This window comes from Inquilinus sp. 2KB_23 (assembly GCF_052115705.1).
In the GTDB taxonomy this organism is placed as follows: Bacteria; Pseudomonadota; Alphaproteobacteria; order DSM-16000; family Inquilinaceae; genus Inquilinus; species Inquilinus ginsengisoli_A.
This window is the reverse complement of the sequence record NZ_JBFRHF010000004.1, coordinates 91,048-103,807: the sequence shown is the minus strand read 5'-3', so window position 1 is coordinate 103,807 and position 12,760 is coordinate 91,048. Positions and strand designations below refer to the sequence as shown.

Below are 12,760 nucleotides of genomic sequence, written 5' to 3'. Positions count from 1 at the left end.
ATCTTGCCTCATTATTGATTGTCAGGCCTTTCAATACCGGCCGCTTTTGAAGCCTTCAAACGTTCACTCAGTGCGATATTACCACTCTTAGAGTGCACAGCAATCAGTTGAGACCTCTTTAAGGCATCGCGCAGCCGTGTAAATTGATAGTGCTTTGCACCTTCTGGATAGGCCAACGGCGCGATGATCTCCTTGAACTGCGCATAGGTGATCCAGTCGGAAACTGGATGAGAGAAGTATGCATTGAGTGCATCCATCGCATTCCGCTCCGCGTCCTTCAGTCCCTTCTTGGCCGGAAATGGCGACGCATCGTCTTCGATGTGCTCGACGATGAGGCTGGTAATTGGATCCCCGTCATCATCCCGGCCGACGTCAACGGACGTCAGCTTGAATGGGAACACGATGCCGTCCTCTCCGTCCTTCTGAAGCGTGACCGTGGCTCTGGTGACGCCATCGTTGCCGCGCTCGACCATGATTTCGGTGTCGACGGCGGCCGGTAGCGAACTGGATCCGCGCCCACCGCGACTGGCATCCTTGCCGAGATGGTGGATGAGGCAGACGGCGGCGCCCGTCTGCTCCCGAATGCGGTCGCAGTTCTTCACGAATGCGCCCATATCGGCTGCGCTCGACTCCTCCTTCCCACCAAAATTCCGGGCCAAGGTGTTGACCACGATCAAGCGCGGTGGCGCTGGCGCCTTCTTGATAAGGGTGATCAGAGCATCCGTGTCCGCCGCGTTCGATGCCAGGTCGAGTGCCACCGGGGTTAGGACGAAGGGCATATCCTCGTCGGGCTGGCGCGCAATGCGAACGGCCTCGATGCGCTTGCGGAGGCCATTCTGCCCTTCACTGGCGATGTAGATCACGCTGCCTTGCTGAACGCTCCGTCCGCGCCATGGCGCGCCTGTGGCGATCGAAACCGCGAGGTCTAGCGCCAGGAACGTCTTGCCGCATTTTGGGGCGCCGATGATGCTGATCAGCGAGTTATCGGCGAGAACGCCTTTGACCAGTCGGAGGGGATCGCCTTCTAGCTTGATCTCCCGCCAAAGGATGCCCGGCAGCACCCGAGCAGGTTTGCCCGGTGGAGGAATGTTATCGAGACGATCGAGCCCCGCAGTACGGGACGCAGGAAACTCGACGATGGTGCTAGTGAAAGTTTGGCTCACGGGCTCAGGCCTCTTCTTCTTGTGTTTGTGCTTTGGCATGGCATCCGGGTCGGGCAGAGTCCCGCCGTGCGCAAGATAGGCAGCGAGGATGTCGTCGGTCATGGTGCCGAACGCGCCGCCAGCACGTCGGCGAAGTCTTTGGCGCCGCCGGCCGGGAAGATCACTTCCACTTCACGGCTATCCAGCCGATAGCGCTTCGCCGCCTTCTCCGCCGCCTGGCGTCCCGCCACATCGTTGTCCGCGAAGATCGCCACCCGCCGCACGTTGACCGGGATGGTCAGTTTGTCGAGGCGAGACGAGCTCAGCGCCGCCCATGCCGGAATCCCGTGGAGGATCATGGCGGCGAGTCCGGTCTCGATCCCCTCGGAGATGCCGAGCACATCACCGGCCGGGGCCAGGCGCACGGCACCGTCGCGCAGATCGCCCAAGGCCATCTTCGCCGGCTCGATCGGTGCCTTCCCGCGCCCGTCGCTCCGAAGAAAAGTCCGATGTACACCGACTCTCCCGTCGCCGTTGTCGACGCTGGCGACCATCGCCGGCCACCTCGTTTCGGTCGGCCTGTGATCGAGTCCGCCGTGGAGGCGCAGGCACGCCGGCGGGGCCATAGTGATGCCGCGGTGGAGCAGATAGGTCGTCAGCAGCGGCGCCGGCTTCGACGCGCTCCAGATCCGTTGGATCGCCTCCGTATGGTCGCGCCGCGCCGGTGCGGGCTTCGGCGTCGTGTCGGGCTGGTGATCGATGCCGCCAGCCTCGAGCGCTCGCATCACGTCTCGGAAATCACATCCGGCATGACAGCGGACGAGGAGTCTGCCGCCCTCGCCGTCGCTCACCGATAGTGACGGCTCGGCATCCTTGTGCGCGGGGCAGCGGCAGACGCCATAGCTGCCATGCCACTGCCCGCCAAGTTGCTCCACGATCTCGGCGGCACTCATTCTTCAGGCATCCGAATATCGATATGCCCGCCATGGTCGAAGACCGCAGCGCCAAGATGCCGGATCAGCCGATGGCCCACGCTGAATTTCAGTTCTCGATCGAAAATCTCTTCGCCGGCCAGGATCAGCCGAACGCGTACCAAATTGCTGTTTATGGGCCAAAAATCGATATGCCAATCGTCGTAAGGCAGCAATTCGGGTTGAACGTAATTGTCGCTATCCATATATGTCATGAGGTTCCCAGTGCATTGGGACGCCACACAAGACAGCCCGCTGCGTTTCCGACACGCTAGCGGGCTTTCTGTTAGTGGGTCGTGGTGTTGATTTGGTTTGCTTCTTGCGCCGCCATCCAGTCTATGACCGTGGACTTACGCGCGCAGATCGTCGAACCGATCTTGAAAAACGGGATCGCATTTCTCGACGCGAGGAAATAGATTTTACGGCGCTGTTTGGCGTCGCCAAAGAGAAAGGCGGCGTACTCGTCAGCGCCGTGGATCAGGTCAATTTGAGGGGTCAATTCACGCTCCATGAGTTATCAGGAGCTATTGAGATATTCGGAGAAATGTACCCGCCGTCAAGGTTTATTTTTAATCTTTACCATTCGCATCCAGTCGCCTCACCATCCATCGTGCCGTCATGCTCACATCCTCTCCGCGAGGCGCCTCATCACCTGCCGAGCCTGGAGCGATAGGTTCACGCGCAGCACGGAGCGCGGGTGCAGATGCGATTTCGCTGACCAGTACGACATCAGAAGGTCGTCGCTATCGGCCTCATGCACTTCAACGTCGCCACCGTGCCCGTTCAGATCACCATCCACCCGACCAAGCGGGCGTGGCGTGCCGCGCATGTCGGGACTCGTAGTGCTGAGCAGCCATACCCACCTACCATCGTTGATCTCAACAACTGTGTCCGACGCCTGCCATTCGCCCATGCCCTCGTCGCGCCAGCGCGAGTCTCGGAATTGCGCCTCGACGCCGATGAGGCGTAGGCATAGGCGATGGGCTTTGATCGCCTCGACCAGTCGGGCCGAATGGACCCTACCAAGTCCCGACCCGATGAATCCGCAGATCGACGCGGCAGTAACGATTCCCGACAGGTCGAAACGTCGGTGGTCACCGGTGGTGGTGCCGCCGGTGGCAACCGGGATGAAGCCTTCGGCTGCCAGGTATTTCAACGTATCTCGACTGACGCCGCACGCCGAGGCGAGCGCGCCGAGCTTGGCGTGTTGCATGTTGCTGTTCCAACTTGTGTGGGGAGACTGCGGTCAGATTTCGACCAATTACAATAATGCCTTTATAAGGGATATTTTATCCCTTGTCAAACGTAACGTTATGGAGTATAAGATTAGAAGGATAACGGAGGGCACGACATGACCGCGGCAGAGCGACAGAGAGAGTATCGGAAGCGCGTCATGGAACGCCTCGAAGCCGCGCGCGACCTTCTCGGCGCGATCCGACGCCAGGCGCCAGATATTACCAAATGGCCCGAATTCCAAGCGGCCGAACGCTTACTCGTCGGGGAGTCAAACTGATGGCAAAAGTACGAAAGCGGACCTGGACCACACCGTCCGGCGAACAGCGTCAGGCGTGGGCGTGTGACTGGACCGACGGCAGCGGCAGCAGGCAGCGGAAGCAGTTCCCCACGTCGCGCGAGGCGAATGCCTTTCGGATCGATCTTGAGGGCAAAATCGCCTCCGGGACATATCGCCCTGAGGCGTCCAAGGTGACAGTCCAATTCGCCGCCGAAGCGTTCCTGAAGCACTGCCTAGGCCGGTGGGAGCGTCATGAGCGGATGACGTGGAAAACGTTTGATACCTATGAAGGCCAGATTTTGAACTACGTCTGCCCCGATCCGTCGAGGCACGCGGATAAGAAGCGCCCAAAGAAGCTGAAGGCGTTCTCGGCAGGGATCGGCGACATCAAGCTTGCCCAGTTGACTCCGCCGGTCATCGGCGAGTTCCGCGACCGTCTCCGCAGCGCTGGCGTCTCCGTCGTTACGACCCGCCGCATTCTATCGACCCTGCACGGCGTTCTGGCCTTCGCCATCGGCAAGGGATGGGTCGCCACGAACGCAGCGCACGGCGTCAAGGTCATTGCCCCGAAGGGCAAGGGCGCAAAGAAGGTCGTCCCGCCGAGCAAGGATGCGTTGCGGCTGATCCTCGGTGAGGCGGGTGAGGATCTTCGCATCAAGATCACGTTCGCGGCTGCTAGCGGCGTTCGCGCTGGCGAGTTTCACGCGCTCCGGTGGCGGCATCTTGATCTATCCACGGGTGAAGCGACGATCGAGACGAGAGTCGATGCCTTCGGCGATGAGGACGTGACGAAAACCGATGCCGGAATGCGCGTGGTGCCGCTCGGCGCCGACATCGTGAAGATGATGAAGGCGTGGAAGCTCCGTTCCAAATTCTCCAAGCCGGACGATCTGGTGTTCCCTAACCCGACTGGGAAATACGAGGATCACGGGCATCTGGTGAAGCGGTGCCTGTACCCGCTGTTCACCAGTCTGGCGGCGAAGCACAACGCTGATCCGATCCGCTGCCCCAAGCCCCCTACCCGCTTCGGCTGGCACGCCCTGCGGCACTTCGCCATTTCGACTTGGATCGAAGCCGATCTTAAGCCGAAGGTCGTTCAGGAACTCGCCGGCCACGCCGATCTAAACACGACGATGAATCGATACGGCCACATGTTCAAGAGCGACGATCACAAGCTTGCGATGGACCGCATTGCCGCGGGCCTATTTGGTTAGCGGCACACGTTTGGCACACGACATAGCTTGAAGTTAATTATCTCAATACGTTAGGGTTTTCAGCCCTCGCATCCTGAACCAGAAGGACGAGGACCTGCCCTACGACATCTGATCTGGCGGTCAAAGGGCCCTTTGATCGCCCCGCCGCAATCGGGTACAGGTCGGGGGACCCGTTCGCAGCCCCGACAGCGATCCATGTACCTCACCCTTCCCCGCCACGGCCTGTCCGACCAGACCTGGGGCGGCCATTGCCGGGAGCGGCTCGCCGGCCTCCGCACCGCGTCCCGGTGGGCGGCATGAGCGAGGATCCCCCTCTTCCCGCGGCGGGGCCCTCCCCCGTCGCGCTCAAGCTGGCGGATGAGCGCATCGCCGACGCGCTCGACCCGTCGATCGGCTTCACCGCGCTGCGGATCGAGGACCTGCCGATCATCGCCCGCTGGCTGAAGCTGCCGCATGTCGCGCGCTGGTGGGGCGACCCCGAAGAGGGGCTGACCCGCATCGCCGCCCACATGGCCTCGGCCAATGTCGCGCCCTTCCTGGCACGCGAGGGCAGCCGGCCGATCGGCTACCTCCATGTCTACCACGCCAACTCCGACCCGTTCTGGGCCGGCCACACCCTGCCGCGCGAGACCCTGGGCCTCGACATGTTCCTGGGCGAATCCGACGTGATCGGCCGCGGCATGGGCACCCGCCTGATCCAGCTGGTGCTGCGCCGGCTGCTGGCGCTGCCGGAGACGGCGCGGGTGCAGATCGACCCGGCGCCGAACAACGCCGCCGCCATCCGCGCCTATGAGAAGGCGGGCTTCCGCCGGATCGGCCCGATCGACACGCCTGATGGGGCCGCCCTGTACATGGCGATCGACCGGACCAGCTGAGCAAGGGCACGACACCGCATGCCGGACCTGACCGAAGCCGTCAGCGAGATCGCCGACGCCATGGCGCGCGAGCAGCGGCGCGGCACCGTCGCCAGCTACATTCCGGAGCTGGCCAAGGTCGACCTCGACCAGTTCGGCATCACGGTCTCTACGCTGGACGGCGACATCTGCTGCGCCGGCGACGCCGACGTGCCGTTCTCGATCCAGAGCGTCTCCAAGGTCTTCACCCTGACCCTGGCGCTGGGGTCGATCGGCGACGCGCTGTGGCACCGGGTCGGCCGCGAGCCGTCGGGCAATTCCTTCAACTCGATCGTCCAGCTGGAGCATGAGAAGGGGCTGCCGCGGAACCCCTTCATCAACGCCGGCGCCCTGGTGGTCAGCGACGTGGTGCTGGCCGGCCACCCGCCGCGGGTGGCGATCGGGTCGATCCTGCGCTTCATCCGCTGGCTGGCCGATGACGAGGACATCGCCATCGACGAGACGGTGGCGCGGTCGGAGGCTGCGACCGGCTTCCGCAACATGGCGCTGGCCGCCTACATGAAGTCCTTCGGCAACCTGGTGCATCCGGTGGAGATGACGCTCGGCGTCTATGTCCACCAATGCGCCGTCGCCATGACCTGCCGCCAGCTGGCCACCGCCGGCCATTTCCTGGCCGATGGCGGCGGCCGCTCGTCGACCGGGCACCGGGTGGTGTCGCCGGAACGGGCGCGGCGGATCAACGCCCTGATGCTGACCTGCGGCCATTACGACGGCTCGGGCGACTTCGCCTTCCGCGTCGGCCTGCCCGGCAAGAGCGGGGTCGGCGGCGGCATCCTGGCGATCGTGCCCGGCCGGGCCTCGGTCGCGGTGTGGTCCCCCGGGCTGAACCAGCACGGCAACTCGCTGCTCGGCACCCTGGCGCTGGAGCGGCTGGCCAAGGCTATGGGCTGGTCTGTCTTCGGGCCATGAGGCGCCTGCCCTCCCTGCCCGCTTTGCGCGCCTTCGAGGCGGCCGGCCGGCATCTGAGCTTCCGCCGTGCGGCGGCGGAGATGCTGGTGACGCCGAGCGCCATCAGCCACCAGATCCAGCGGCTGGAGCAGGAGCTCGGCACCGCCCTGTTCCTTCGCAAGACCCGCGCCATCGCCCTGACCCCGGCCGGCGAGCGCTATCTCGACTGCGTGCGCCGCGCCTTCGACCTGCTGGAGGCCGAGACCCGGTCGGTCCGCGCGCCGGAGCGGGTGGTGCTGCGGGTCAGCCTGCTCGCCTCCTTCGCCACCCATTGGCTGGTGCCGCGCCTGGGCCGCTTCGCCGCGGCGCATCCGGAGGTCGAGCTGGGGCTGGAGCCGTCCAACGCCCTGGCCGACGTCAAGGGCGGCGAGGCCGACCTCGCCATCCGCTACGGCACCGGCGGCTGGCCGGAGGTCGAGGCCGAGCGGCTGATGCCCGACCGCATCGCCCCGGTGGTCAGTCCGGCCCTGCTGGAGCGCGGCCCGCCGATCGCGCAGCCGGCCGACCTGCTGCACCACACCCTGCTGCTGTCCTATGCCCGCGAGCCGATCGAATGGCCGGCGTGGTCGGCGGCGCATGGCTTCGACCTGGCCCGCGCCCGCACCCTGATGCTGCATGACTACAACATCGTGCTGGAGGCGGCGCTGGCCGGCCAGGGCGTGGCCATGGGGCGGCACAGCCTGATCGCCGAACGGCTGCGCAGCGGGGCCCTGGTCATGCCGCTGGGCGGCCCGCCCTTCGCCCCGCCCGGCCTCGGCCACTGGCTGGTGACCCGCCCGGGCCCCCTGCCCCCGCCGGCCGCCGCCTTCGCCGACTGGCTCCGGAATGAAGCGACCGCGGCCAACAGCGGAGCACCTCGTTGAGGCCACCGCCCGCGAACTGCTGAACTCTGCGGCATGTCTCGCGGTTGCCCTTGCAGCCGCCGAGGAGGCCGAAATGACCGACGACATCGTCGCGATCGCCCGTGCCAGCTACGCCGCCTATGTCACGAAGGACCGCGCTGCGATCGAGCGGTTGATTGCCGACGACTTTCACTTCACCAGCCCGCTCGACAACCGGATCGACCGCACGACGTATTTCGAACGCTGCTGGCCGAACAGCGCATCGATCGAGGGCTTCGAGTTCGTCCATCTCGTGCCCGACGGTGACCGGGTCTTCGTCACCTATGAAGGCCGCACCAAGGACCACCGCTTCCGGAACACTGAGTTGCTGACCATCAAGGGCGGCAAGATCACCGATGCCGAGATCTATTTCGGCTGGTCGATCCCGCACAAGGCCCGGCCCGGCGGATTCTTGGACGCCCTGATCGGGTAGCGAACACACCACCCTGACAAGACAGCTCCGTCGACAGGTGACTCAGAATCACCCATCGCACGAGAACTTCGCGTTCGTCGGCGGCGCCGGTCCGGGCCTAGCATCCGGCTTCCGATTCCGAGGACCCGACCATGCCGAAGACCATCGCCGAAGCCGTCGCCGCCCTGGGCCATGAGCTGCCCGCCGCCCCGGCCCCCGCCGCCAACTACGTGCCCTTCGTCCAGTCCGGCAACCTGCTCTACATCTCCGGCCAGATCGCGCAGGACCGCAACGGCCCGGCCTGGCTCGGCCATCTCGGCGACACCGTGTCGATCGAAGACGGGCAGAAGGCGGCGCAGGCCTGTGCGCTGGCGATCCTGGCCCAGGTCGCAGCCGCAACCGGCGGCGACATCGCCCGCATCCGCCGCGTCGTCAGGCTCGGCGTCTTCGTCGCTTCGGCCCCCGGCTTCACCCAGCAGCCGCAGGTCGGCAACGGTGCCTCGGACCTGATCGCCGCGGTGTTCGGCGACAAGGGCAAGCACGCCCGGGCCGCGGTCGGCGTGGCGGCGCTGCCGCGCGGCGTCGCGGTCGAGGTCGATGCCATCGTCGAGCTCGAGGACTGACCATGACGCTGGACCTGGCGCGCCTGCGCGCCGAGACGCCGGGCATCGACCGGGTGCTGCACTTCAACCATGCCGGCGGCTCGCTGCCGCCGGCGCCGGTGCTGGACGCCGTCATCGCGCATCTGCAGCGCGAGGCGGTGGCCGGGCCGATCGAGGCCGGGATGGCGGCGGCGCCGGCGCTGGAAGAGGCGCGTGGCGAGGCCGCCGGGCTGATCGGTGCCGAAGCACGCGAGATCGCCTTCACCGGCAGCGCCACCCATGGCTGGGGCCTGGCCTTCGCTGGGCTGTCGTTCCAGGCCGGCGACCGCATCCTGATCGGCCGGCACGAATGGGCCGGCAACATCACCACCATGCAGCGCGCCGCTTCCCGCAGCGGCGCGGTGATCGAGGTGATCCCCTGCGACCAGGCCGGCCGCGTGTCGCCTGAGGCGCTGGCCGCGATGATCGACGACCGGGTCAAGCTGGTGGCGCTGACCTGGGTGCCGGCCAATGGCGGGCTGATCAACCCCGCCGCCGAGATCGGCCGGGTCGCCCATGCCGCTGGCGTGCCGTTCTTCCTCGACGCCTCCCAGGCCATCGGCCAGCTGCCGATCGACGTCGCCGCCCTGGGCTGCGACGTGCTGGCGGCGCCGGGCCGCAAGCATCTGCGCGGGCCGCGCGGCACCGGGCTGCTCTATGTCCGCCACGGCTTCCTCGACCGGCTCGACCCGCCCTATCACGATTTCAGGACCGCCGCCTGGCAGCCGGAGGGCGGACCGTGCCTGCAGGACAGCGCCCTGCGCTTCGAGGCGGGCGATTTCCCGATGGCGCTGCGGCTCGGCCTCGGCGCCGCGATCCGCTATGCCAGGGGCATCGGCATCGACGCCATCCGCGCCCGCATCGACGGGCTGGCCCGCGGCCTGCGCGACCGGCTGGCGGCGATTCCCGGCGTCACGGTGCACGACCTCGGCGTCGAGCGCGCCGCGCTGGTGTCCTTCGCGGTCGCGGGGGCGGAACCGGCGGCGCTGCGCCAGCGCCTGGCGGCGGACGGTATCAACATCTCGGTCAACGGCGTGATGTACACGCCGCTGGACATGACCGCGCGAGGCCTGGGCGACATCTGCCGCGCCGCCGTGTCCTACCTGCACACCGAGGCCGAGCTGGACCGGCTGGCGGAGGCGGTCACGGCCGCCGCCCGGCGCTAACGCCCGGCATCCGGGTCGCTTGCCCCCGCCCGGCCGGATACAGTGCCGGCAGGCTGCGAGGCGAGGCGGGTTTGGTGACGGAGCTGCAGAACACGGTCGATCGGCGCGACGCCTTGCCCCGGCGCCGCACCATCCCGCTGTCCGGCACCCTGGCCGTGGTGATGGCGGGGCTGGTGGCGCTGACCGCGATCGACGTGCTGGCGGTGTTCTGGTTCATGACCGCCAGCACCACCCGCGACCTGCTGGCCAAGGCGGCGCAGCTAGGGCTCGATTCGGTGCAGGCCCGGATCGCCGACCGCTTCACCCCGGTCGAGGACCAGTTGGCCTTCCTGACGCGCGAGGTCGCAGCCGGGCGGGTCGACCCAGACGACGGCGCCGCGCTGGACCGGCTGATGACCGGCGCGCTGGCCGGCGCGCCGCAGGTGCGGGTGCTGTCCTTCGTCGCGCCGGACGGCGCCATCCGGGGCGTCACCCAGGGACCCGAGGGTGTCTTCCCGTTCACCGACACGATCCACACCGATGGCGAGCGGCAGGAGATCGAGGAGGCGCGCGGCCATGACGATCCGACCTGGGGGCCGGTCTACTTCGTAGCCGACCCGGCGCTGCGCACCTCGGTGGCCAATCTGCGCCAGCCGATCCATGCCGGCGGCGCCTTCGCCGGCATCTTCACCGCGACCCTCACGGTCGATGCCCTGTCCGACCATCTCAAGGCGATCGCGGAGTCCAACCCCGGCACCACGCCGTTCATCCTGTACGGCCGCGACCGGGTGCTGGCCCATCCCGCCATGGCGGTGCAGCGTCCCGCTCTGTCACGCGAACAGCCTTTGCCCGGCCTGGACGCCCTTGGCGATCCGTTCCTGGCGGCGCTGTGGACCGAAGGCGAGCCCGAGGCGGTGGGTGACGCCGACCTCGATGCCCGGGTGGTGCGCCGGGACGGCGACGGCCGCGTCATCCTGACCCGCACCATCACCGGCTATGCCCCGGTGCCGTTGACCGTCGGGGTCGAGGTGCCCGTCTCGGCGCTCGACAAGCCGACCTCGGACCTGCTGCGCGCCGGTTTGGCCGGGCTGGCGGTGCTGGCGATCGCCATCCTGGTCGCGATCTGGGTCAGCCGCATGATCGTCCGCCCGGTCGGCGCCATGGCGCGGGAGGTCCGGGCGGTCGGCTCGCTCGACTTCGCCGCTTTGCATCCCCTGCCCGGCAGCCTGTTCTCGGAGCTGAACGACCAGGCCCGCGCCTACAACACCATGCTGACCGGGCTGCGCTGGCTGGAGACCTATGTGCCGAAAAGCCTGGTGCGGCGACTGCTGCGCAGCGGCGGCAGCGGCGAGGTCGCCTCGGCGGAGCGGATGGTGACGGTGATGTTCACCGACGTCGTCGACTTCACCGCCGTGGCCGAACCCATGCCGGCGGCCGAGGTGGCGGCGATGCTGAACGCCCATTTCGACCTGCTGGGCCGCTGCGTCGAGGCCGAGGGCGGCACCATCGACAAATTCATCGGCGACTGCGTCATGGCGTTCTGGGGCGCGCCGGACGACCAGCCCGACCATGCCGACCGGGCCCTGCGCGCCGCCCGCGCCATCGCGGCGGCGATGGCGGCGGACAATGCCGCCCGGCGCGGCCGCGGCCTGCCGGCGGTGCGGGTGCGCATCGGCATCCACAGCGGCCCGGTGGTGGCCGGCAACATCGGCATGACCGGACGGTCCGGCTACACCATCGTCGGCGACACGGTGAATCTCGGCAACCGGCTGGAGCAGCTGGGCAAGACGGCGGCCCCGGGCGACGAGGTCACGATCCTGGTCAGCGGCGCCACCGTCGCCCTGTCGTCGGCCGACAGGTCCGATCTGCAGGCCCTGGGCGCCCAGGCCGTGTCCGGCCGCCGGGCGGAGATCGAGGTCTTCCGGTTGGCGGCCACGGCGAAGGCCTGACCCGCCGGCCCGTCAGTCCAGCACCGCCAGGTCGATCCGGCCGAGGCTCTCCGGGTCGGCGGTCACGCGGATCTCGACGATCCGGCCGCCGCGGATGGTGAAGCCGAGCACCAGGAGCAGCCGCCCGCCCGGGGCCACGACCGCGCCGACGGCACCGTCCACCAGCGCCGCCCGGGCCTCCTGGGCCTTGCCGGAGAAGAACCCCGCGATCGGGACGGCGCCGCGGACATCCCCCGACGCGCCGGCGCGGATGGCGGCGGTGTCGGGCCGCAGCACGACATCGGGGTCGAGCACGGCCAGCAGGCCGCCGAGATCGCCGCCGCGGGCCGCCGCCAGAAAGGCCTCGACGATGCCCCGCTGGCGGTTGCGGTCGGCCTCGGGCGCAGCACCGGTGCCGCGAACTCGGCGGCGGGCCCGGCTGGCCAGCTGCCGCGTCGCCACCGCTGAGCGGCCGACGATCGGGCCGATCTCGTCGAAGGTCAGGTCGAACATGTCGTGCAGCACGAAGGCCACCCGCTCGGCCGGCGCCAGCGTCTGCAGCACCACCAGCATCGCCAGGCCGATCGAATCGGCCAGCAGCGCCTCCTGCTCCGGGTCGGGCGGCACCCGGTGGCCGGCGGCCGGCTCCGGCTCGCCATCCTCGATCGGGTCCTCGCGCCGCGACTTGCGCGACCGCAGCATGTCCAGGCACACCCGGCCGACCACGGTGGTCAGCCACCCCCCGAGATTGTCGACCCCGTCGGCGCCGGCGCGGCTGAGCCGCAGCCAGGCCTCCTGCACCGCATCCTCCGCCTCGCTCAGCGAACCGAGCATGCGGTAGGCCACGCCCCGCAGCTGGGCGCGCTGGGCCTCGAAGCGCTGCAGCAGAATTTCCTGATCGCTCATCGTCACACTTTCTCGTCGGCGTCCGTCATGGCGATGACGGACCAGGCCCGGGCGATGTGACGGGGGCATCGACCGGGCCGCGGCGCCGTCGGGACCGGGGACCCAGCATCCCGGTCCGGCCGAGGCATCTCAACCCCCTGGAGAC

14 protein-coding genes are annotated in these 12,760 nt (G+C 67.7%); 8 read left to right on the top strand and 6 right to left on the bottom strand.

Going from position 1 to position 12,760, the window contains the following annotated elements:
• Positions 1-11: 11 nt before the first annotated feature.
• From AB4112_RS06420 to AB4112_RS06400, 5 genes are all read right to left on the bottom strand, one after another.
• A complete protein-coding gene (locus tag AB4112_RS06420) occupies positions 12-1,265 on the bottom strand; it encodes a helicase RepA family protein (RefSeq protein WP_441717891.1) in 1,254 nt (417 codons plus the stop codon).
• On the bottom strand, positions 1,262-2,095 hold the full coding sequence (locus AB4112_RS06415; RefSeq protein WP_441717889.1) for a DUF7146 domain-containing protein: 834 nt from the start codon (positions 2,093-2,095) through the stop codon (positions 1,262-1,264). The genes AB4112_RS06420 and AB4112_RS06415 overlap by 4 nt, the downstream gene beginning before the upstream one ends.
• Positions 2,092-2,319, bottom strand: a complete 228-nt coding sequence (locus tag AB4112_RS06410; protein ID WP_441717886.1) for a hypothetical protein — start codon at positions 2,317-2,319, stop codon at positions 2,092-2,094. The genes AB4112_RS06415 and AB4112_RS06410 overlap by 4 nt, the downstream gene beginning before the upstream one ends.
• Before the next feature lie 80 nt (positions 2,320-2,399).
• The gene (locus AB4112_RS06405; RefSeq protein WP_441717884.1) at positions 2,400-2,624 is read right to left on the bottom strand and encodes a hypothetical protein; all 225 of its coding nucleotides are present in this window, start codon (positions 2,622-2,624) and stop codon (positions 2,400-2,402) included.
• Positions 2,625-2,735: 111 nt separating this feature from the next.
• Complete coding sequence (locus AB4112_RS06400) at positions 2,736-3,326, bottom strand: hypothetical protein (RefSeq protein WP_441717882.1); 591 nt, start codon at positions 3,324-3,326, stop codon at positions 2,736-2,738.
• A 299-nt stretch (positions 3,327-3,625) separates the two neighbouring features.
• On the opposite strand from AB4112_RS06400, the gene AB4112_RS06395 reads away from it, so the two are divergent.
• The 8 genes from AB4112_RS06395 (at position 3,626) to AB4112_RS06360 (ending at position 11,730) form a co-directional block, all read left to right on the top strand.
• Positions 3,626-4,840 (top strand): site-specific integrase, encoded by a 1,215-nt coding sequence (locus AB4112_RS06395; RefSeq protein WP_441717879.1) that lies wholly within the window; start codon positions 3,626-3,628, stop codon positions 4,838-4,840.
• Between the two features lie 296 nt (positions 4,841-5,136).
• Positions 5,137-5,715 (top strand): GNAT family N-acetyltransferase, encoded by a 579-nt coding sequence (locus AB4112_RS06390; protein ID WP_441717876.1) that lies wholly within the window; start codon positions 5,137-5,139, stop codon positions 5,713-5,715.
• 18 nt (positions 5,716-5,733) lie between these two features.
• Complete coding sequence (locus AB4112_RS06385; protein WP_309792790.1) at positions 5,734-6,663, top strand: glutaminase; 930 nt, start codon at positions 5,734-5,736, stop codon at positions 6,661-6,663.
• Positions 6,660-7,565 carry a LysR substrate-binding domain-containing protein gene (locus AB4112_RS06380; RefSeq protein WP_441717873.1) on the top strand — a complete coding sequence of 302 codons (906 nt, stop codon included), beginning with the start codon at positions 6,660-6,662 and terminating at the stop codon, positions 7,563-7,565. The genes AB4112_RS06385 and AB4112_RS06380 overlap by 4 nt, the downstream gene beginning before the upstream one ends.
• A gap of 73 nt (positions 7,566-7,638) precedes the next feature.
• Positions 7,639-8,016, top strand: a complete 378-nt coding sequence (locus AB4112_RS06375) for a nuclear transport factor 2 family protein (RefSeq protein ID WP_441717870.1) — start codon at positions 7,639-7,641, stop codon at positions 8,014-8,016.
• A 131-nt stretch (positions 8,017-8,147) separates the two neighbouring features.
• Positions 8,148-8,618: a RidA family protein gene (locus tag AB4112_RS06370; RefSeq protein ID WP_441717868.1), complete on the top strand. Its 471-nt coding sequence runs from the start codon at positions 8,148-8,150 to the stop codon at positions 8,616-8,618.
• A 2-nt stretch (positions 8,619-8,620) separates the two neighbouring features.
• Positions 8,621-9,802: an aminotransferase class V-fold PLP-dependent enzyme gene (locus AB4112_RS06365; RefSeq protein ID WP_441717865.1), complete on the top strand. Its 1,182-nt coding sequence runs from the start codon at positions 8,621-8,623 to the stop codon at positions 9,800-9,802.
• A gap of 74 nt (positions 9,803-9,876) precedes the next feature.
• Positions 9,877-11,730, top strand: coding sequence for an adenylate/guanylate cyclase domain-containing protein (locus AB4112_RS06360; RefSeq protein ID WP_441717862.1), 1,854 nt, complete (start codon positions 9,877-9,879; stop codon positions 11,728-11,730).
• Between the two features lie 12 nt (positions 11,731-11,742).
• Here AB4112_RS06360 and AB4112_RS06355 read toward each other — a convergent pair whose 3' ends face one another.
• Positions 11,743-12,615: a sigma-70 family RNA polymerase sigma factor gene (locus AB4112_RS06355; RefSeq protein ID WP_441717859.1), complete on the bottom strand. Its 873-nt coding sequence runs from the start codon at positions 12,613-12,615 to the stop codon at positions 11,743-11,745.
• Between the last annotated feature and the right edge of the window lie 145 nt (positions 12,616-12,760).